The 21,677-nt window shown below is 45.2% G+C and carries 20 protein-coding genes; 9 read left to right on the plus strand and 11 right to left on the minus strand.

Going from position 1 to position 21,677, the window contains the following annotated elements; translation table 11 throughout:
• Nucleotides 1-147: 147 nt before the first annotated feature.
• Both AC27G9_RS04225 and AC27G9_RS04230 read right to left on the minus strand, forming a co-directional pair.
• Nucleotides 148-2,826, minus strand: a complete 2,679-nt coding sequence (locus AC27G9_RS04225; protein WP_487071347.1) for a TonB-dependent receptor plug domain-containing protein — start codon at nt 2,824-2,826, stop codon at nt 148-150.
• Nucleotides 2,827-3,264: 438 nt separating this feature from the next.
• Nucleotides 3,265-3,714: a MaoC family dehydratase gene (locus AC27G9_RS04230; RefSeq protein WP_487071349.1), complete on the minus strand. Its 450-nt coding sequence runs from the start codon at nt 3,712-3,714 to the stop codon at nt 3,265-3,267.
• A gap of 132 nt (nt 3,715-3,846) precedes the next feature.
• Between AC27G9_RS04230 and AC27G9_RS04235 the strand changes: the two genes are divergently transcribed.
• Nucleotides 3,847-4,749 (plus strand): LysR family transcriptional regulator, encoded by a 903-nt coding sequence (locus AC27G9_RS04235; protein WP_487071351.1) that lies wholly within the window; start codon nt 3,847-3,849, stop codon nt 4,747-4,749.
• A gap of 55 nt (nt 4,750-4,804) precedes the next feature.
• On the opposite strand, the gene AC27G9_RS04240 is transcribed toward AC27G9_RS04235, so the two are convergent.
• The 3 genes from AC27G9_RS04240 to AC27G9_RS04250 are packed head-to-tail and all read right to left on the minus strand — an operon-like array spanning nt 4,805 to nt 7,757.
• Nucleotides 4,805-5,752: a hypothetical protein gene (locus tag AC27G9_RS04240; RefSeq protein WP_487071353.1), complete on the minus strand. Its 948-nt coding sequence runs from the start codon at nt 5,750-5,752 to the stop codon at nt 4,805-4,807.
• Between the two features lie 35 nt (nt 5,753-5,787).
• The gene (locus tag AC27G9_RS04245) at nt 5,788-6,642 is read right to left on the minus strand and encodes a DUF1295 domain-containing protein (RefSeq protein ID WP_487071355.1); all 855 of its coding nucleotides are present in this window, start codon (nt 6,640-6,642) and stop codon (nt 5,788-5,790) included.
• 17 nt (nt 6,643-6,659) lie between these two features.
• A complete protein-coding gene (locus tag AC27G9_RS04250; protein ID WP_487071357.1) occupies nt 6,660-7,757 on the minus strand; it encodes a glutathione S-transferase family protein in 1,098 nt (365 codons plus the stop codon).
• A 268-nt stretch (nt 7,758-8,025) separates the two neighbouring features.
• Here AC27G9_RS04250 and AC27G9_RS04255 point away from each other — a divergent pair, with 268 nt between their 5' ends.
• From AC27G9_RS04255 to AC27G9_RS04270, 4 genes are all read left to right on the plus strand, one after another.
• Nucleotides 8,026-8,421, plus strand: a complete 396-nt coding sequence (locus AC27G9_RS04255; RefSeq protein WP_487071359.1) for a DUF3718 domain-containing protein — start codon at nt 8,026-8,028, stop codon at nt 8,419-8,421.
• A gap of 185 nt (nt 8,422-8,606) precedes the next feature.
• Nucleotides 8,607-9,185 (plus strand): ABC transporter ATP-binding protein, encoded by a 579-nt coding sequence (locus tag AC27G9_RS04260; protein WP_487071361.1) that lies wholly within the window; start codon nt 8,607-8,609, stop codon nt 9,183-9,185.
• Nucleotides 9,186-9,192: 7 nt separating this feature from the next.
• Entirely contained in the window at nt 9,193-10,032 is an 840-nt protein-coding gene (locus AC27G9_RS04265; RefSeq protein ID WP_487071363.1) for a hypothetical protein, read from the plus strand.
• Between the two features lie 182 nt (nt 10,033-10,214).
• Nucleotides 10,215-10,610, plus strand: coding sequence for a DUF3718 domain-containing protein (locus AC27G9_RS04270; protein WP_487071365.1), 396 nt, complete (start codon nt 10,215-10,217; stop codon nt 10,608-10,610).
• Between the two features lie 40 nt (nt 10,611-10,650).
• On the opposite strand, the gene AC27G9_RS04275 is transcribed toward AC27G9_RS04270, so the two are convergent.
• Nucleotides 10,651-11,349: an SDR family NAD(P)-dependent oxidoreductase gene (locus AC27G9_RS04275; protein ID WP_487071367.1), complete on the minus strand. Its 699-nt coding sequence runs from the start codon at nt 11,347-11,349 to the stop codon at nt 10,651-10,653.
• Nucleotides 11,350-11,762: 413 nt separating this feature from the next.
• Here AC27G9_RS04275 and AC27G9_RS04280 point away from each other — a divergent pair, with 413 nt between their 5' ends.
• Entirely contained in the window at nt 11,763-12,158 is a 396-nt protein-coding gene (locus tag AC27G9_RS04280) for a DUF3718 domain-containing protein (RefSeq protein WP_487071369.1), read from the plus strand.
• 109 nt (nt 12,159-12,267) lie between these two features.
• On the opposite strand, the gene AC27G9_RS04285 is transcribed toward AC27G9_RS04280, so the two are convergent.
• Both AC27G9_RS04285 and AC27G9_RS04290 read right to left on the minus strand, forming a co-directional pair.
• On the minus strand, nt 12,268-14,331 hold the full coding sequence (locus AC27G9_RS04285; protein ID WP_487071371.1) for a 2Fe-2S iron-sulfur cluster-binding protein: 2,064 nt from the start codon (nt 14,329-14,331) through the stop codon (nt 12,268-12,270).
• 270 nt (nt 14,332-14,601) lie between these two features.
• On the minus strand, nt 14,602-15,225 hold the full coding sequence (locus tag AC27G9_RS04290; protein ID WP_487071373.1) for a glutathione S-transferase family protein: 624 nt from the start codon (nt 15,223-15,225) through the stop codon (nt 14,602-14,604).
• Between the two features lie 140 nt (nt 15,226-15,365).
• Here AC27G9_RS04290 and AC27G9_RS04295 point away from each other — a divergent pair, with 140 nt between their 5' ends.
• From AC27G9_RS04295 to AC27G9_RS04305, 3 genes are all read left to right on the plus strand, one after another.
• Nucleotides 15,366-16,253: a LysR family transcriptional regulator gene (locus tag AC27G9_RS04295; RefSeq protein ID WP_487071375.1), complete on the plus strand. Its 888-nt coding sequence runs from the start codon at nt 15,366-15,368 to the stop codon at nt 16,251-16,253.
• 293 nt (nt 16,254-16,546) lie between these two features.
• Nucleotides 16,547-16,942: a DUF3718 domain-containing protein gene (locus AC27G9_RS04300; RefSeq protein WP_487071377.1), complete on the plus strand. Its 396-nt coding sequence runs from the start codon at nt 16,547-16,549 to the stop codon at nt 16,940-16,942.
• Nucleotides 16,943-17,195: 253 nt separating this feature from the next.
• Nucleotides 17,196-17,591: a DUF3718 domain-containing protein gene (locus tag AC27G9_RS04305; RefSeq protein WP_487071379.1), complete on the plus strand. Its 396-nt coding sequence runs from the start codon at nt 17,196-17,198 to the stop codon at nt 17,589-17,591.
• Nucleotides 17,592-17,702: 111 nt separating this feature from the next.
• Here the strand turns inward: AC27G9_RS04305 and AC27G9_RS04310 are convergent, their stop codons facing one another.
• The 3 genes from AC27G9_RS04310 to AC27G9_RS04320 all read right to left on the minus strand — a co-directional run bounded on the left by AC27G9_RS04310 (nt 17,703) and on the right by AC27G9_RS04320 (nt 21,675).
• A complete protein-coding gene (locus tag AC27G9_RS04310; RefSeq protein ID WP_487071381.1) occupies nt 17,703-18,605 on the minus strand; it encodes an alpha/beta fold hydrolase in 903 nt (300 codons plus the stop codon).
• A 73-nt stretch (nt 18,606-18,678) separates the two neighbouring features.
• Nucleotides 18,679-20,475, minus strand: a complete 1,797-nt coding sequence (locus tag AC27G9_RS04315) for an acyl-CoA dehydrogenase C-terminal domain-containing protein (protein WP_487071383.1) — start codon at nt 20,473-20,475, stop codon at nt 18,679-18,681.
• A gap of 18 nt (nt 20,476-20,493) precedes the next feature.
• The gene (locus AC27G9_RS04320) at nt 20,494-21,675 is read right to left on the minus strand and encodes an acetyl-CoA C-acyltransferase (RefSeq protein ID WP_487071385.1); all 1,182 of its coding nucleotides are present in this window, start codon (nt 21,673-21,675) and stop codon (nt 20,494-20,496) included.
• Nucleotides 21,676-21,677: the final 2 nt, after the last annotated feature.

A 21,677-nucleotide genomic window follows, 5' to 3' on the forward strand; every position in this document is an offset into this window, starting at 1 on the left:
TCCTTTCGTTTTAGTAGTGGGAAGAATACGAATATGCGAACGGTTTTTCGAGTCTTCGTTGATACGTGCCCAAAGACAACCGGAGTAAAATCTTTACACAAAAAAGCCCGGCTCAGAGCCGGGCTTAGTCAAATCCACCTGCTTCGCTTAGAATTCAACGGCTAAACGAGCGTAGATCTGGCGACCGCGAGGGTCGTGTACTTTTGAGTCAAATCCACTGTTTGTGAATACTTGTGGAGGCTCTTCATCAGTAACGTTGATGCCACCCACCGTCAACACGTAGCTTGACTCGGTATCAAGTAAACCACCGATATCGATGTTGTACTGCATATCTACCGACACCCAGCTATCAATTTCGCGGAAGCCATTAGTACATCCCATCGTATTTGACGTGCCATCTGCGCAGTTTTGGTCATCGTCATAATCACTGATATAACGAATGAAGATGTTGGCTGCGTGAATGTCATTCTGCCAGTTCAAACCAATGTTAGCTCGTAACTCTGGAGAGGACACACCGATATTGTTGAAGTTACGGCGGCCAGCGCCATCAATACTTCCGCCTTGCGGATCATCTAAGTCGTACTTAGTGATGTAAGTCGCATTGATTGACGGTGTGAAGTTACCCGCTCCGGTTTCAATTTTGTAGCTCATGACAAAATCCAAGCCAGACGTTTCCAGCGAACTGGCATTGACGTATGTATTGTTAATCTGAACTAAAGGCCCACTCACTGGGTCACCAGCACGAACGATACGGTCAGGATCACTTGGGTTTGCATTTACTACCGCTTGAGCATTTTCTTGGATGATCAAATCTTCAAATTCGAAGTTCCAGTAGTCGAGTTCGATAGAAAGGTCATCAATAGGTTCGATCGAAAAGCCCAAGTTGTAAGCTGTTGACTCTTCCGGCACAAGGTCTTCATTACCTGACGTACGTACTGCAACGAATGCTGTCGCACTCGTTAACGGGTCAACCAGCTGTTGTAACGAGGTCGCCCCACCCTCTCTCAAGAACACCGTTGGCGCTCTGAATGAGGTAGAAACCGAACCGCGAAGCGAGAAGGTATCCGTCGCGCGGTAAGAAAACGCCAGTTTCGGGTCAAGCGTATCGCCAACCACACCGCCGTAATCTTCGTAACGCAATGCAACTTGGATGTCTAAGTCGTCAGTCACTGGCAGCGCGATTTCCGCAAATGCAGCCCATACATCTAAGGTACCTTCAAAATCTGGGTTACCGATGACGAATGTGAAGCTATCTTGATTCGACAATGCATCATAGTCTTGTCTGAGTTGCTCTTCGCGATATTGCATACCTATCGCTAGCGCTGCCGCACCACCTTCCATATCGAAGACGTCGAACGATGCGAAACCTTCCATCACCTCTAGATCCGATTTCGAGTCGATAGTTTGTCTACCGATAAAAGAATCGATAACGTATTGCGAGTTTGGTGACGTCGTATACGAAGTAGCAAATGGGTTAAAGTATTCACAATCGCCTTGACCCGGTGTACCTGTTAATGGGTTACACTGACCACCACCAAGACCGTTTAGCGCTAAGTTGAACTCGGTATTAAGTACATCTTGTACGGTGAACAAGAAATCATTCGTTGCTCGTGTATAACTCAGCTCCCAGAAACCACTTTCTAGCTCACCTTGCAGCATCATATTGACGCGGAACGTTTCAGATTCGGTATTAGCTGGGTCTCCGGGGAAACCGTTACCTAACGCTCGGCCAAAAAACGCTACCGGGGCGCCAAATACGTTGTTGGGGTGATCCGCTGGCACCACAGGAGCCGTCAAGATGGGGAAACTCGGTGAGCCACCGCGCTCTGCACGGTTTTGCGCATAACCAATTTCCGCTACCCATGTTATGTCATCTGTCAGCTCATAACTCGCTTTTGTATAGGCGTTAACTCGCGTTTCATCAGGGACGTATGAATAAGTTGCACCGAAATCAAATCCACACAATCCGATTTCCAAACCCGGTACCGTACCACTTGGCGCCAGCAACTGCGGGAACCCGCCAAACTCAGCACAACCTGTTGGGTCGATAAAAGGTGTTGCACCGAGGAAGAACGAACCTGGGCTACCCAAGGCACTAGTATCATCTTGAGGGCGTGATAAGCGGCGATCGCTAATAAACAGTGGAGAGCGATTGGTGTAGCTGATCGCTGTCATTACACTGCCTCTGTCGCCGACAGCACCCCACAAGCCTTGTAAAATATATTCTTTATTGTTGCCGTGCGCACCGTCTTGATAGTCCGCAGAAAACATCATACCTTCGTAATTGCGCTTGGTAATAAAGTTAACTACGCCGGCGACCGCATCAGAACCATAGAGCGCGGAAGCACCGTCTTTCACCACTTCCATTCTGTCGATGGCTATCATGGGGACCAGAGAACTGGTATCAACGAAGTTTAGTCCTTCATTATTCGGTTGCGCATTGACTACTTGTCTTTTGTTATTCAGCAGCACCAATGTGGAGGCTACGCCAAGTCCCCGCAGGTTGATGTTTGAGGTACCAGCCGTTGCGTTCTGGGTGAACGCATCAGGGTTGTTTTCCGCACCAGTATTGATAGTGAGGGTTTGTGTAATATCCGCAATGTTTTTAGCACCAATGGCGTCAATGGCGACACTGTCCACTACAGCGAGTGGAGAAGGAGATTCAAAATTCTCACTGCGACGCACATAACTACCAGTAACGAGAATCAACTCAACTTGGCTTTCTTCGGGCTGTTCAGATTCTTGTGCAATTACGGTAGGGGCAGCGAGGGCTAATTGAGACGCCACTAATGTGGCCAAAACAGTTCTTCGGGTGTTTAGCTTCATAATGTGTGTTCCTAAATTCCCAGTATGAACTGACTGTGACAAGTCTCACGTCACGCACTACAACAGTTCTCTGGAACTTTGCTATCGTTGTACTTTGTCTTTTTTGTCTCAATGACTTAGGTGTCATCTTCAATAAATGTTAGGTGCGCCCCTGCGATTTGTAAATTTTTTGTTAGTAATACGTAAACATCATTGAAACGGATGGTCTGACCACGAGCGATGAATTGGCGTTTGATACGCATTAAATGTGTGATTTCAGGGATAAAAGTGAGGTAAAACGGCTTTTTTCCACGTTAAAGTGGATTTTCAGCACAGAGATAGCCCACTATTTACAATGTGAATAGTGGGCATAGGCAAAATGAAACAGAGTAACAAAGTGTGAATTCGCGCAACCGCAACACCAAAATGGGTTGCGCGAAGCAAAACGAGGCGTTTTTTCTAACGTTTAATTATCGCTAGCATTAAAAATTCGCCTACCAAAGCAGGCTTTTCATTTCCTTGAATTCGGCATTCCCCTTCGAAAGTGAATAACTTGCCCATAGGCTTGTCATCCACCGCCTTTAAGCGAAACGCGTATTTCACCGACTCACCTACCTTCACGGGTTCGAGAAAGCGAATACTATTGATGCCATAGTTCAACATGGATGGAATCGATGGGTGAGGCTTTACAATATCTTCAAACGCTTTGGGCATCATTGACGCGGTCAGAAAGCCGTGAGCGATTGTCGTTTTAAATGGGCTTTCCTTTTGACAGCGTTCAACATCAATGTGTATCCATTGGTGATCACCAGTTGCATCCGCAAATAAGTTTACTGCGTCTTGTGTGACTTGCTGCCATGACGATTGTTCAAACTCATCGCCGACATTCATATCTAATAAGGTGGTCATAACTTCCCTTCTCTGTCGTTTTTCGTTACATTACTATCAATGAATTTAATATTGCAATTGATTTATAATAATAAACAGTTATAAATAGAAATGTTAAATTGATTGAGAAGACAATCGAAAGGGATACTATAGATGAACCTCAATAGAATTGACTTAAACCTCTTCGCCGTATTCGACGCGATATACACAGCGGGTAGCCTGACCAAAGCGGCAGACGTTTTGTGTATTACTCAACCGGCCGTAAGTAATTCATTGGCACGTTTAAGAGAGATGCTGAACGATCCGTTATTTGTTAGAACCGGACATAGCATGACACCTACGCCAGTAGCACAGAATATTATTGTTCCAGCTCGCCAGGCATTAGCCCTGTTGAGAAAGAGCGTGCAAGACAGCCATACCTTTGACCCATTAACAGCGGAAATTGCATTTAATTTCGCCTCTAGAGATCTTCTCGAAGCCAGCATCATGCCTCGCTTGATGGCTCGTCTGCAAAATTTAGCCCCCAATATAACCCTGACTAATTACGAAATTAACCGCAGCCAGGTTCTTGCGAGTATGGCAAGTGGTAGCTTGGATTTCTTTGCCGATGCGTCTGGCTTTACTGACCCTCACCTGTGCAAGCAAAAAATTGCGGAAGATAGATTTGTGGTCATGGCGAGGAAAAACCACCCAGCATTAAAAAATGGGTTAGATTTGGATACGTTCTTACGACTTGGTCATATTAATGTATCGCACAGAAAAACTGGTGATGGCCCTATCGAGCAAGCGCTGGACAAAATTGGTAAGCGCCGCAAGGTTATCATGCGTGGCCAACACTTCTTAACGGTACCAAGTGCCATTGTCAAAACTGACTTGATTGCGTGTTTGCCTTATCATCTAGCGAAGCATTACGATTTGGCCATCTATGAGATGCCTGTAGACATTGCGCCTATCGAATACTTCTTATACTGGCATGTCAGTGCCGATCACGACCATGCACATATGTGGATGCGTGAACAAATCTTCGAGGTTGCAAAAGGCTTCAAACCACATTAATTGTAACCCTCAACCAGTGTTCACGTTCATACGTGACACTGGTGCCCATTGTTTATTACCGAGGATATAAGGTGCCATTTTGATAAATCGTCGCCTTCCACTCCTCCAGTAGCGAATAAGCTACAGCCTCTTCTTCTGGCGTCATTTGTTCGATAAGTTTGTTTTGAAACCACGTGTAGCGATTATATATCTCGTTATCGTCCGTTAAACTCAACATTAACCCATTGTAAGCAAAGGCTTGGGCCACTGTGTTTGCGCCTAACTCTTGAGTCGCATTCATGCGAGCTAGCGTTTCAATCGCTTTAAGACTCCCATACATTGCTGCCCCCTTTAACGCGTCGTGCCGTTGCGCAAGGAAAGCATCGCGCTTTTCGATAAATGCACCTCTTTCTAGCTGAGAGAATCCCTGGCTCTTCATATAAAAGTCTTGGCGCAGCTTAGCCATTTCTTCTTGTGCGAAAACTGATCCATTGACAACCGCATATTCCAAGTAGTCGAAGAATCGCTCAGTATCGCTAGTTTCTACACCACGACAGTATTCGAATCGCATCGTGAGTTGCTCAGCGGCGCGGTCTGCATCACTGAACTCTAATAACTCGGAGAGTTTCGTCTCGTAGTCTTGCTCTGTTTTCGGCACGTGATAACAAAACCGTAAATTTTTAGCGAGAATGAAGCTGGCTTCTACATCCCCCTGCTGGGCCGCTTTTTTTAACAACAGAATATGTCGCGCCAATGGTTCGTCAAATTGCCATTCAATCGGGGCAATGACAGCCAATGGTGCAACCTTATTGTCATTTGATGTTTGGACGCTAACGTCTACTGCCACATCGTTTGTCATTTGCCCATTAACGATTTCTGGCACCACTGGATTAGCTGGCTCAGGGAGTAAGTCGCTTGTCGATTCAGTCACTGAATCGTATGTCGGGGAAGAAAATGGAAATGTCACCACATAAATCAAAGCGCTGACAAACACCAATGCGATGGCTAACATCGTATACTTCACTGTTTAGATACATCCTTGTTTATCGGCAACTGTTACTATTTTCGCATGAATGGCACGAGTACGGGTGTTTTTCTTTTGTAATCTTGATACGCGCTTAATGACCCCCAACGCGCATCTGCTTTGTTTTCTAACAAGGGGACACCGCTAACTTTTGTGAGCAACAATGTGACAAATAAGGGCGAGACCAACGCAATATAGGCCAGACCGTGTAACCAAGAAAAGCTCGCCAGCGCCACACCTAACCACACCACTATTTCACCAAAATAGTTGGGGTGTCTTGAATGTGCCCAAAGCCCGGTTGTGATAAAAGGGAGCGAAGAATCAGAGCGTTTGAATTGGCGTTTTTGCCAATCGGCAATACTCTCGATGACAATACCTAATATCGCTAGCGTAGTGCCAGCATAAAAAGTGAAATTAATCGTTGGCATTACAGAACTGGATAAAACAACAAATACAGGTGCAAGGGTCACGACCACCCACAATCCTTGCATGTTCCAAGTAATAAAAAAGCGCAGCGGGTTGGGTTTAATGTCGTTGAATCGAGAATCAACACCATCTTGGCATATCCGATAAAACAAAAAACTTCCCAACCTCATCGCCCAAATACAGACGATACCAGCGAGCATCAACTGAAACACTGACAACGCCTCAGATGAAATAACAAGCACCGCACAAGCAGAAATGAAGCTCAAACTTCCTGTTAAATCATAGTAACGCTCTGTCTGCTTGAGATAGGCAGGAATAAAAGCAAGCCATTGAATTGCAAAAACAAAAAAGCACACTGCCACCGTAATAGGCAACCCCAGTATCCGGCCATCTTGTCCGGATATAGCAGAGGTTAAGCCAAATGCTATCGCCCAAATCACTATTAGGACAATCGAAGATTTCATAGTAATACCTAATGTGCCTATTCAAACACCAACTTGTTATTCTTACGGCTCACTCGACAAACAGGCTTTCTTTGCATTGCAGATAGACCCCCAACAGTATCTAACATGCTGTCCACTATCACTTTGCTTTCCTGATCCAGATTCGCGTAGTAGTCTAACACCCGCTGTGCCTTCCATTGATGGAATGTCAAAATTGCACGCTTGCTCGTCACACCATTTAGCGTAAACGTGTGGTCTCCAATAGTACGAGGCAGGTTTTCAGGTTGATTGTTTTGCTCTGTCCATCTCGCCAGTTCTCTATCTGTACTTTCGACCACTGGCCAAAAATTAATGAAGATGTCTTGTAGTAAAGGGATAATCGTCGATGGGATGTCATCGTTAGCTAAGATAGTGTCGTTATTGATGAAGGGCTGTTGCATTCGTTCCAGCCACTTAACCACATTTGGTGCTTTAGCTTGTAGAATCGCTTTGGGTGCAGGGTCCATATAGAGGTGCGCATACAAGGGGCCGACTAAACCATAATCTCCAAGGGTTGGCGCCCCACCTAATAGGTAGTCATGGGTTTGAAAGTGTATGTCCAGTTGCGCCAGCACGTGGTTCTCGAACCAGTCCTCAATTGCAGGAATAGTGTTGTCGTTAATGCCGAGAATAGGAACAAACCCTTTAAATTTACTCCCTATTTTTTTGCCAATAATTCGCCTGATCCACGCGGGTGCCCAAGGCAATACCACTTTGCCAAACTCTTCGTAAATATACGGGAAGTTTGCCTTGTTCCAGCGATAGTGCATTGCCGGGATCAGTAACCATTCATCGGCCCACATTTCAAATAGCAAAGATACCAGCCCCTGCTTTGGTGTGGTTGGTAGCGCTGGAGTAGTTTTAAACCTCTGTTCTAAACGCTCTATTATCGCCGCCGTGTCTTGCATATACTCGCCATCAGGGGAGCGCAATACTGGAATAAATCGAACACCAGTTTTCGGTATGATGGTTTGTTTATAGACTTTTAACGACGAAAAAACCTCGTCATAAGGTATTGATTTTTGAATCAAATAACTCCGTAACTTGCCCGTGTATAAAGAAATAGGCGCACCGTACATGGTATAGTTCGCAGTCATTAGCACTCCTCAACGCTTTCCAATGAAGCGGCCTCTAAAGCCACTCGTTATTCTATCTAATGCGAATACCCAATGTGCCACCGCAAACGTTTATAGGCAAATTAACACGATGAATCAGGCCACCTTCTCTTCGGTTATGCCAACAACACGTTTACGTATTATTTGAAATACCCATGTATCAACCTGATTATTTTTCACACACACAAATTCGTTTTAAATAGCACTCGACCATTTGATAAACAACTCCACGAATTTTGAGGAATTGACCATGTTGAAAATTGTAAAAACATCTCTAATCATCGCTACGGCTTCTTTGGGTTTCACTTCTGCAGCGCAAGCTAACGTTAACGAAGCATTAGCGAACATTTGTACTATCGTTCAGGCTGACGACAAAGGCGAACTACGTAAGAAAATGAAGCGCGTACAAGCTGACTACCGATTGAAGCTGAAAGATTATTACTCAGGCATTAGCTGTGGTGGCAACTCGCTCATTCGCACAGCAATGCTAAACGAATCAGTAGAAACAGGCACATTGCTGGTTAAAAAAATGCCTAAATCTGAGCTTGCTAAGCCAGAGCAGGACGGCAAAACACTTACCGCTTGGGTATCTGAGCAAGGCCTAGACGGCAATCCAGTAGCAGCAGTACTTGCAGAGCGCATGTAATAGCTGACACAGGGACAAACAACCTACCATGGTGACAGATTCAACATGGTCGCAGAGGGAACTCTGCATCGAGGCGGCTCATTGAGCCGCCTTCCCTTTTTTAGCCCCTCACTTTTTCCCATTGTTCGTATCCAAAAGTCAGGTAGACTTATCCGATGATCAAGATCACTCGTTAATGGACTGCCGTGATAGATTCCATCGTTATTGAGCAAGTCAAACACTGTTACGACAATGAGGTAAAACTCAATGCGAACCTCTCTTTTAACGCGCCCAAAACATTGTTAGAGGGCAAAAATGGCATTGGCAAATCTACGCTGCTTCGCCTTATCGCTGGTTTGGAACAGCCCTCAAGTGGCACTATCCATTTTCGGTCTTCCCACTCTCCTACCGTTGCGATTGCTAGCGATTCTGTTGCCATACCCGATGTATTTACCCCGTCCGAGGTCATTGCCCTACTGTGTAAGCACAAGACATTAGACTTAGATAAACTCAATCGTGGCATTGATGATGTGCAGTTTCGAGACTACTGCCATATTGCCTACGGAAATCTATCAACGGGCAATAAGAAAAAGATTCAGCTTCTATTGGCTTTTTGCACAAACCATGATCTATTGCTACTAGACGAGCCTTTCAATGGATTGGATAGCGACAGTACAGACTATTTTTGGACGCAAATTCTTGGTCATAACAAAATGATGATCGTTGTTGATCATGCTCTGACCGATAGCAAACGCGCTATCTTTGAATCGGCTTTTCTCGAGTAAAGCATCCGTGTCGATTTTTCAAACACTATTTAGGCGGAAGTTCGCCCGCTTTAAAAGCGAAAAAGTAGCACTTTATCGTTTACTCGTGGGTTTGGGTTTCTTAGTTACCCCACTGATTTTGTTAGTCGCCCCTCTACCTGGCTACCTAGTCTATTCCTCTGCACCTTTGTCTATCGGTTTTGCCGTCGGCATTAGCTGCTTACTCGCAATATCGGTATTGAATCACCTCGCTGCGACTGTGATGTTTAGTGACGATGAAAAACGATGGCTGCATTATGCCTTTAGCGGCAAATTACCATTTAAAGAAAGACAGTTTTTATTGCTATGTCGACTTTACTTCTTCGCGCCAATTGCGCTGGCAGGTCTCATCAAAATCGAACAATGGCAAATTTCAAACACTACCGTCTACCTGCTTTCATTAATTTGTCTTTATTTAATTGGGCAAGTTCTCGCTACCGCACTATTGCGCCAATGTCGACGCCTTTCCCAACGGCTAACGACCATTGAACTGACGACAACAGTTAAAGTATTGCGCTTGTGTACACGAGGAGGTTTACCATTTTGTATAGGTTGGCTATTGTGCACAGCTCTCTCGCTGTTACTGGCATTAATGTTGTCCGACCCAAAAGTCGGCATTGTTTATTTAGCGATTGTTTCTATCTTTACGTGTTTTTTCGCCATTAGCCTGATGCGCCTCATACGTAAAAACGTTCAAAACCACCAAACGTTCCTTCACTTTATTGCACTCAATTTACCGCAAGCGTTGCTTGTTAAGGCGTATTGGATCCTAGCCATTGCTACGACAATGGCAATTATCTCACCGATAACTGTACATTTTTCAGCCTAACAAAAACAACAGATACTCATTCAAGCTTTTGAAATATATATAAATTCACCAAATCCCTATCGTCATTACGTATTGTTTTCTATACGCCCGTATTTGCATGGTTATTTTTCGAACAGACATTTTCTACTTAAATCTAACTCGACCATACGAAAACTTCTGACAAAGCAATAGAGGAATTTACCATGTTGAAAATTGTAAAAACTTCACTCATTATCGCGACCGCTTCTTTGGGCTTTAGCACAACTGCGCAAGCAGATATCAACGAAGCGTTGGCAAACATATGCACAATCGTAAAAGCAGACGACAAAGGCGAACTACGTAAAAAAATGAAGCGTGTTCAATCAGATTACCGCATGAAGCTGAAAGACTACTATTCAGGTATCACTTGCGGAGGCCAAAGCCTAATTCGTACCGCCATGTTAAATAATGCAGTAGAAACCGGCACATTGCTTGTTAAGAAAATGCCAAAATCTGCACTTTCAGAGCCGGAAAAAGACGGCAAAACATTGACCGCTTGGGTGTCTGAACAAGGTTTAGATTCAAACCCTATCGCTTCTGTCCTAGCCGACAGAATGTAAAAGGAAAGACGAGGGACGTTCTACCTACCATGGTGACGATTCAACATGGTCGCAGAGGGAACTCTGCAATTAGGCGGCTCAATGAGCCGCCTTCTTCATTTAAAGCCGCCCAAACTACAGTATCTGCTCCTTCGGTTGGGCTACGATCGGCACCCATTCCTCCCATTTGTGTTCGCACCCAACCAGGACATACACTATTCACTGCTATCTTGTCTTCTCGTAACGATGATGCAAGTTGCATCGTCAGCCCGTTCATCGCAAGTTTAGACAAACTGTAACCCGGCGTACCGCCATTTTGTGCACTGAGTGCGCCGCCGCCACTCGACACATTAACAATACTGCCACTACCGCTTTTTTTGAGTAAAGGTAGAAAGACTTTTGCCATTCTCCAGGCACCAAAAACGTTGGTAGAAAAGGTATCTTGAACCTCATCAATGTTAGCATTAGTGACACGTTGCCACGTGTCATAATTGACACCGGCATTGTTTACAAGAATGTCGAGTTTTCCGAAAGTGGCCTCAACATACCCATAGAGATGTTTAACACTGCTAGCGTCGTTTACATCCAACTGATGAACATGTAAATGTTTTGACGCCGGTAAAGTCGACGCTGCGGTATTACCTTTACTAATGTTTCTCGACGTTAAAATGACGTCTACATTTTGGGCTAATAACAAAGCCACTGTCGCCAAACCGATTCCTTGATTCGATCCCGTTACCAACGCTACTTTTCGATTCATGGTTTTTCTCATTGCTGCTGTTTTGAGGGTACATTTTGGCTCGATAGTCGAAAAGTTGATTGTCTATCATTGCGAATTTTTTGAAAAATCTTGCGAAATATCCCAATACCGCAATGAATCGTATTGTCTATTCCTCAATTAATCGCCTCCAAAATTGAAAAACAAAATACTTTTTGTACAAAAAATCAGGTTATTTCACGTACAGCACTGTCAAAGAACAGACATCAAAATTGACAAAATTTTCGCAATACTTTCAATACGATGAATGAAAAACAATCAAAACTGAACGCACTAGACACGTATACAAAAAAATACCATAGTATTGGCCTGATTATTTTTCACTCAGGCAATTTCCTCTTAAATAGCACTCGACCATTTGAAAAACTTCTCACAAAGCATTTGAGGAAAATACCATGTTGAAAATTGTAAAAACGTCTCTAATTATCGCTACTGCTTCTTTGGGTTTCACTTCTGCAGCGCAGGCTGATGTAAACGAAGCACTAGCAAACATTTGTACTATTGTCCAAGCGGATGACAAAGGTGAACTACGTAAAAAAATGAAGCGTGTTCAGTCTGACTATCGCTTGAAGCTTAAAGATTACTACTCTGGTATTTCTTGCGGCGGAAACAGCCTTATCCGCACGGCAATGCTCAACAACGCTGTTGAAACAGGCACACTACTTGTAAAGAAAATGCCTAAGTCTGCACTGTCTCAGCCAGAGCAAGATGGCAAAACACTAACGGCATGGGTTTCTGAGCAAGGCTTGGAAAGCAACGCTGTAGCAGCAGTTCTAGCTGACCGTATGTAAGCAAACGGTTGGAGGGAAGATCAACCTACCATGGTGACAGATTCAACATGGTCGCAGAGGGAACTCTGCATTGAGGCGGCTCTTTGAGCCGCCTTTTTTATTGCTCGCCCTACGCATCAATTTGAATAATCGGGATTTCTCCAGCAACTGATTTTGGCATCGCACAACACAGCAAGGCTTCATCGCTCTCTAAAGGGAATTCAGCGTTGTTGTGTACAACTTCTCCCTTTGTCACCTTTACTTTGCATGAGCCACAACTGCCTCCCCTACAGCCAAATTCCGGTTGTATGCCGTGGGATTCGGCAAACTCCAACAAGGTACCGTCGTCTTTCTGCCAGCTTTGCTCAACGTGACTTCGATTGAACTGGATAATTGCGGATTCTGCAGCGGGCTCAGGCGCAGTTTCTACTGGTCCAGTCGCTTTTTGCCTTTTTAACGAACCCGGTCCAAATGCTTCTGCCTTGATATCGTCATCTTGTACACCCAAAGCCATCAGTAGATTGTAGGTTTCCTGCATAAACTCACTCGGTCCACATAAAAAGAACTGATAGCGTCCAATCGGCAGTACGCTTTGCAATACTTCAGCGCTCAAGCGCCCTGTCCCAGAATAATCGCGACCGATTACCGCATCAGCTTCAGGTTGCGTAAGCATCCAATGTACTTTGGCATTGGAGTAACCTTGGTTTTCCTCTATCGCCTCTTCAATTTCAGCTTTAAATGCTATGTCACTGGCGTGCCTAAAGGTATTGAACATGTAAACGTCGGCTTTGGTTCTCGTACGCAGTGCCTCTTTCAAGATTTCTCTAAACATTGAAATCATAGGTGTAACCCCAACACCCGCTGACAAGAGCACGATCGGTTGTGCTATCGACTCCAGTACAAACTGTCCTTGTGGCCACTGAATACGCAGGGAATCTCCGACGTGGACGTTATCGTGAAGCCAAGATGACACCTCTCCATCGCGTTTAACACTGATTCTAAAGAATTCGTCTTTCGGGCTACTAGATACACTGTAATGACGCGTTACTACTTTGCCGTTTACCTCGAGTTTCACTTTTATAAACTGACCCGCTTTAAACTGAGGGAGTTGCCCCGCAACATCGAAATAGAAAGAGGTAATACCGCGGCTTTCCGCGACTTTTTTCGAAACTGTTACCGGTTGCCATTCATTGCGCTTCAAACCCTTTTGTTGCCGAGCTTTTGCCTCATCCCAGGTGCCCGTCATTAGGGTATTGGGAGAGTACGACTCAAAGTTAAATTCGAAAGGTAAAGCCTCTGTAATCGTTTGTCCTTGCTCTAAAACGAACTCCCAGTATCTCTCAGCCCCTTCAAAATCCGATGGCTTGTCATCAAAATGTACTTTTGCTTTGCCGCTCAATTGGTGAATATCACCGCTGTCAAAATCGACAAACAGTAAACCCACTTTAGGGTTCACTGAAATATTGCCAAGCGTATTAAACATATTGTTTCCCATATAATCAGGAATCAATAAACGTTGTGTGCCATCAATATGAACAAAACCGGGTTTGCCGCCTCGATGAGAGACATCGACGCCATTAGCAGGCCGAGTATTGTCAGCAGTAGGTGCAACACTACTGGCAACAAAGAATGTATCGGCGCGGGCGATAAACCCGCGCAAATCATCACTTAATTGCGTGAACTTATTTACGCTACCACTCTGTTTCGATGTCGCTTTCGGCAGCAAGGTGCGGGTTTGAATATATTGAGGGCAATTGCCAAATGACTGGCCCACCTCAACAGAAAAAGCGGATTGGCTGACACTGCGAATTTTGCCGTTCATGCGGTTTCGCCTGCGGGTTTCCAACTGTAACCCGAGAATGCCGACATCCAGTGCGTGTTCAGTGTTATTAAACTGCGCCAACGCCAGCTGTAAAGGGTCACCATCAAGCGGTGTAGTTTGAATCTGTAATTCACGTGAAGACGGCGACTGAACGAAGCCGACTGGACCTGCTAGCACCGACGCCCACAACTGGCCCTCTTGGTCCGCATGCCCCAAGAACAACAAAGGCAAAGACTCAAAGAACTCGCGATGCTGGTCAGGCATAAAATCTCGAATCATATGTGGTGCATAAGACGCCACATGCTCTGCAACACCGGCTTGGCGTTGAAGTGCTAGCTCGCCCTCGTGAAAAACGTCTGCAATTTTCTTCATCGTCTTGGTCTCCACTTATGCTTTTGCAGTGCACTTACGGCAATGACGCACTTGCTCATCCAATATGCCGTGTAACTCGACAGGCCAAAATCCAATATCAAATGATTGTGTCGTCCCACATTCTAAATGAATGAATGCACTGGATTTGGCACTTATCCCATGCTTAGTCTTAAACTGACTTATGAGCGATAGTAGTGAGCGAATCATATTAACCTCGACATCGTTGAATGAGTTAAAACGAAAGTGGCGCGAGATCACGCCACCTAATAGTTAACCCAAGGCTTTTTTGGCCTCAGTTTGGGTTTGGGGCATGGCGACGAAGCCAGGTAGCGACTCTACTCGTTCAAGCCAAGCGATAACGTTGGGGAAATCTCGTAAATCCACTCCACCTTCAGGTGCATGGGCCGTGTAAGAATATAAAGCCACATCAGCAATCGTTGGGTTATCGCCAACAAACCAAGTGTTGTTGGCCAAATGCCCCTGCATGATATTGAGTAAATCGGTCGATTTAGACAGTACAACGGCATGGTCATGAGATGAGCCGAACACTGTGACAAGTCGCGCAGCGGCCATGCTGTGTGCCAGCTCATTGGCGGCCTTAGATAGCCACACTTGAACCTGCGCTTGACCATTTGCATCTTGTGGCAACCAAGTACCGGACGTGTCGTACGCTTTGGCTAAATACACTAAAATCGCGTTTGAGTCGGTTACCAACACATCGCCATCTTCTAAAACGGGAACCTGACCAAAAGGATTTTTTGCCAAATATGCCTCTGTTTTATGTGCGCCATTGAGTAAGTCAACAGGTACAAGCTGCACATCTAATCCCAGTAAACTGGCAAACAGTCTTGCACGGTGAGCGTGTCCGGATAGTTCTAGATCATAAAGTTTCATTTTCATTTCCTCATCGGTATAAACAACATTTCAGAATCAATGAACAAAATTTAGTCTCATGCGAAACAAAGATAAATAGATTGATTATGGAATAATAATCCACATATCATGGATAATGTCGAAATAGTGAGAAACAGGTCATGGACAAGATAGAAATGATGAAGGTGTTTTCTACGGTGGCGAGGCTAAACAGCTTCACCAAGGCTGCAGCAGAAACAGGCATCGCCGTGCAAACGGTGAGCAAATATGTGAAAGCATTAGAGGATGACTTGAATGTGCAACTTTTTGACCGTACGACTAGAAAAGTTACATTAAATCAGACAGGCAAAGCCTATTATGAGCGCTGCCAAGACGTACTATCATTGTTTGAAGAAGTCGAGTCCTCAGTTAAAGATATTCATCTCGCTCCCACGGGGAAGATTAGAATCACCGCGCCCACAGCATTCGGTGAATATCATTTAGTACCGCAATTAGCAGAATTTCAGGGCCTTTACCCCGATATCGAGGTTGAACTCAATTTAACAAATCGACGAGTATCACTGGTTGAGGAAGGATTTGATTTATCCATTCGCATCGGGCAACTCACCGACTCATCAATGATCGCCAAACGATTAACCAAAATGCGTATGACCGTGTGTGCATCACCCGAATATCTCGCTAAACACGGTGTGCCCGAGCATCCAAACGATTTAACGCAACACAACTGTCTTATCGATGGCAATGCGAGATTTGGACGTCATTGGCCATTTATCGACAATGGCAAACCTTTTAGTGTCGAAGTCCACGGTAATTTCCAAGCCAATTCCCCTGCCTCTATGATCAAGATGGTCGCTTCGGGGTTGGGAATCAGTATGTGCCCCTATTATGTTATGTCTAAACACGTCATTGATGGCACGGTGATCCCGCTTTTTGAAAAAATGGAAGCCATTGAATATGGTGTTTATGCCATCTATCCGCATCGTAAACACTTGTCAAAACGAGTGAGAACCCTCGTGGATTTCCTCGCACAAAAATTTCGCAATATGTAGCACTCTACACTACATCGAATTGCCTTTAGCGCAAGACCGATAAGGCTTTGGTCAGTTTTGCCATGCATTTTTATTGAATAGATATTCAATCGATTATCTACTTAATCTTTACAACCTGTTTATTTTTCCAACAATATCAACAGATTAAAAATCGAACGATTTGTAACATACGCTAACAACCTTTACGTATTATTCAGAATACCTGTGTATTAGTGACGGGATTTCCCGTTCTGCATGTCTGGGGTTTAATGAACTCAACAACACGAACACAACATCTAACCGAGGACTTAACCATGTTGAAAATCGTTAAAACTTCGCTAGTAATCGCCACGGCGTCTTTGGCTTTCACTCAAACAGCCCACGCTGACGTTAACGAAGCGCTTGCTAATATTTGTACAATCGTTCAGGCAGACGACAAAGGTGAGTTGCGTAAAAAGATGAAACGCGTCCAGTCTGATTACAGCATGAAGCTAAAAGACTACTATTCTGGAATTTCATGTAGTGGCAACAGTTTAATCAGAACAGCAATGCTAAACAACGCTGTCGAAGCAGGTACACTTTTAGTTAAAAAAATGCCAAAAACGGCGCTAGCTGAACCTGAGCAAGATGGCAAAACGCTACAAGCTTGGGTTGCAGAGCAAGGACTTGAAGGTTCTCCTCTAGCGGCAGTACTCGCTGATAGAATGTAAAACAGAATTCACCCTAACCATGGTGAGCCAGTCAACATGGTCGCAGAGGAAACTCTGCATTAAAGGCGGCGTTAAGCCGCCTTTTCTTATTCCTCAACAAAAAAGTATCATTTCCCATACCCTTGTATAAGTGTACGTATTTTCTTCAATACGGTTTTGCTATTTAATGCGCGCCAGATTCAGGGGGGCATCAAAAAACGCCTCTCTAGCACACACTTTTTTATTAAATTTAATGACTCGTAAGGATTTAACCATGTTGAAAATTGTTAAGACTACACTTGCTATCGCTATCGCTTCTTCTGCTTTCGCAATGCCTGCTCAAGCCAGCGTTGAAGAGGCTCTTGCTAATATCTGTACTATCGTTGAAGCAAACGATAAAGGTGAACTACGCAAAAAACTGCGCCGCGTACAAAACGACTTCAACATGAAGCTTCACAACTACTACACCGGTATTTCTTGTAATGGTGACAGCCTAATTCGCACAGCAATCAAAAATGATTCAGTTGATGTAGGTACACTATTGGTTAAAAAAATGCGTAAAGCTGACTTGGCGCTTGCGGAGCAAGACGGTCAAACACTTCAGTCTTGGATTGAAGCTAACGGCCACGCTGCAAGCCCTATCGCGCAAGAACTAGCGGGTCGCATCTAATCCCGTTTCATGTAAGCCATGTCTGATTTCAACATGGTGGCAGGGATTCCCTGCTCGCGGCTCCTTCGGGAGCCGCACTTGTTTATGCCACTCCATTTCGAGAATGGTAATCTATTCGCTGTCTAGCCAGCGCTCAATTTGCTGAGATACCCATTGCGGAAACTCACGGGGCAACCAATGCGTTGCATTGGGCTCAACGATTAGTTCTACATCTTTCACGTACTCTTCTATTCCATCAACAACACCAGGTTCAAATGCTTCATCATTCAGTCCCCAGAGCACAAGCGTTGGCATTTCAATTCGTATATTGGGAATTTTGATTTTCGCTAACTCTGCTCTTGTTTCTTCATCATCGCGATGCAACGAAGATTGTGGAAACAGTTGCGGCATTTGACGGTAATATTCGAGCATCGCCGATAAGGTAGTCGAAGTTGTCCAATTTGCCTTATAGGCCTGCAATAGCGAATCTGGCACAGGTACAATGCATTTCGACACAGTCTCCACTAAATAGTGGCAGTCGTTATCAACCAGTAGATGTTCTGCATCACGCCCTATTAGGGTGTGTATATACGCCGACTTTTCCCTTTGTTTGGGGTTCTCAATCATTTCTCTGGTAAACGTGGAAGGGTGAACCGCATTAACAATAACGAGTTTTTCAACCAAATGAGGATAAAAAGCCGCAAGTGGCCAAGCGATGGCCCCTCCCCAATCATGGGCGACTAACACCACCGCTTTGTTCGGCGAAACTTGAGAGAGAAACGCCGCTATTCTGCCGATGAGCTTCTCAATTTTATAGTCTGTTGCTTCTGCGAGCGGTGCTGACTGGCCATATCCGGGCAAATCTGGCACCACTACATGCAAGTTATCATCGAGATAGTCCAAACAGTCTTGCCACGTCATATGGCTTTCAGGAAAACCGTGAAGCATGACAATCGTCGGTTCCCCTTGCGAATACTCGCCCTGCTCTACAAAAAATATCGATTTACCCTGAACATCAATACTGCGCTCTTGCACTGTGCTTCCCCAATTACAATTGAAAAACAAAAAAGGCGAAACTCAGTTTCGCCTTTTTTTGACTAACGTGTATTTACGCTCTAAACATATCTTCAGTCATAGACATCAAGTTATCAGCACCTGAGCCAATTGCCGAAACAAGAGAGCGAGTTCGCGTCAGCAAGCGGTCGAAGTAGAAACCTGCAGTCAGCAATTTAGCTTGATAGAAATCTTTTTCATCTGATCCCTCATCCAGTTTTTGCTGTGCCGTTACGGCCATCTTCAACCAGAAGTAACCCACAGTCACATAACCAGAATACATCAAGTAATCGACCGAAGCTGCGCCCAGTTCATCTGGATTTGACGCTGCGGCTTTACCGATATCCATGGTTAACTGCCCCCACTCGTCTAAGTGAGATTCAAGTGCATTTGTCCATGCATTGAACTGCGACTGAGAACGAACACTTGCGCAATACTCACGGACTTCTTGAACAAATGTTTTCAACAATTCTCCGTTAGAGCCCAATACTTTACGCGCTAGCAAGTCAATAGCTTGGATACCAGTCGTACCTTCGTACATCGTACAAATACGAGTATCACGAGCTAGCTGTTCCATGCCCCACTCTTTGATGTAACCATGACCGCCGTATACTTGCATGCCATAGCTCGTGGTTTCTTGTGCAGTTTCTGTCAAAAAGGCTTTTACAATTGGCGTCAAAAATGCCAATTTGGCGTCTGCTACTTGCTTAGTTTCAGCATCTTTACCGTAAAGTGTCACGTCTACCAATTGCATGCAGTAGGTAGCCAACGCGCGGTTGCCCTCAGCGAATGCTTTTTGAGTTAACAACATTCTACGCACATCAGGATGCACGATAATTGGATCCGCAGGCCCTTCTTGGTTCTTACGGCCTGTTAGCGAACGGAACTGCAATCGCTCAGTTGCATAGCCTAACGCCCCTTGGAAAGCGGCTTCTGAAGCAGACAAGCCCTCAACGCCTGTACCAATGCGAGCAACGTTCATAAAGGTGAACATGCAATTCAATCCACGGTTCGGCTCACCGATTAGGTAACCTGTCGCGCCGTCGAAATTCATCACACAAGTTGCACTGGCTTTGATACCCATCTTGTGTTCGATAGAACCACACGTTACGCCGTTGCGATCGCCAGCTTCGCCGTCACTGTTGACTAGGAACTTAGGAACGATAAATAGCGAAATACCTTTGGTGCCCTCGGGCGCGCCTGGCAAGCGGGCTAACACGATATGAACAATATTTTCCGACATATCGTGTTCACCTGCCGAGATGAAAATTTTCGTCCCCGACAATTGATAAGTGCCATCGTCTTGTGGCTCAGCTTTACACTTAAGCATGCCAAGGTCTGAACCACAATGCGGTTCAGTCAAGCACATAGTACCTGTCCAGCTGCCCTCAATAAGCTTGTGCAAATAGGTTTCTTTCTGCTCAGCAGTACCGTGCGACTTGATGGTTTCCATACAACCTTGGCTAAGGCCTGGATACATAGCCCATGAGTGGTTTGCACCAGAGAACCATTCAGCCATTACCGTTGCTAGAGAATATGGCAAGGCTTGCCCACCAAACTCTTCAGGGTGCGCCATCGATGGCCAGCCACCTTCAACGTATTGATGATACGCCTCTTTGAAACCAGCAGGGGTAGTGACAACACCATCTTCCCATTTACAACCCTCTTCATCGCCTGACGCATTGATCGGCGCTAAGATGTTTTCGGCAAATTTGCCAGCTTCACTGTAAATAGCAGAAACAAGATCAGGTGTGACTTCGTCAAAACCCAAGTTTTGGTAGTGCTCATCAAAACCCAGTAATTCACTTGTAACAAATTGCGCGTCGCGCAACGGTGCTTTGTAATTTTGCATGTTGATGCCTCAATATCTTTATAAAACTTCAAATAAACCAGCAGCGCCCATTCCGCCGCCAATACACATGGTGCACACAACGTACTTGGCACCACGGCGTTTTCCTTCAATTAGTGAATGACCAACCATTCTCGCACCACTCATACCGTAAGGATGACCAATGCTAATTGCACCACCGTTGACGTTGAGCAACTCATCGGGGATGCCCAACTTATCTCGGCAATACAAGACTTGTACGGCAAAGGCTTCATTTAGTTCCCACAAACCGATATCGTCCATGGTTAACCCGTGTTGCTTCAGTAGTTTTGGAATCGCGTAAATTGGCCCAATCCCCATTTCGTCAGGCTCACAACCCGCGACAGCAATCCCTCTGAACAACCCGAGTGGTGTTGCACCAGACGACGCCGCTAGACTACCTTCCATTAATACGCTAGCTGATGCACCATCCGATAACTGACTCGCATTCCCAGCAGTAATACAGCCACCCTCGATCACAGGGTTCAACGATTGCAGGCCCTCAAGTGTTGTTTCTGGGCGGTTACCTTCGTCTTTTGACAAAGTAACGGTTTGTGAACTCGTCTCACCAGTGGCTTTGTCGAAAACCACTTTGTCAGCAGTAATGGCGACAATCTCGTCGTCGAAACGACCCTCAGCTTGTGCTTGGGCCGTTCTCATTTGGCTCTGATAGCCGTATTCGTCTTGCACTTCACGGCTTATCTTGTAACGGCTCGCAACCACTTCGGCGGTTTGCAGCATCGGCATGTAAATGTCTTTATGCTTAGCGACTAAGGCTTTATCCACTGCGCGGTACATATTCATGTTTTTGTTTTGTACCAGCGAGATTGAGTCCAACCCGCCCGCAACCATAATGTTCGCTTGGCCCGTTGCAATGGTGTTTGCAGCGGTGGCAATGGCATACATACCAGAGCTACATTGACGGTCTAGCGTCATACCCGCAACAGAAACCGGTAGGCCTCCTGCCAGCCCTGCTAAACGGCCAATATTCATGCCGCCACTGCCTTGAGTTAATGCACAACCCATAATCACATCATCAACAGCATCAGCTTCTATGCCGGCTCTTGCAACAGCGTGGCTGATGGCATGCCCACCAAGAGAAGGGGCTGACAAATCGTTTAACGCGCCCTTGTAAGCACGGCCAATTGGTGTTCTTGCGGTACTAACAATTACTGCATCTTTCATCG

This window comes from Alteromonas sp. 5NS40-0096 (assembly GCF_057544385.1).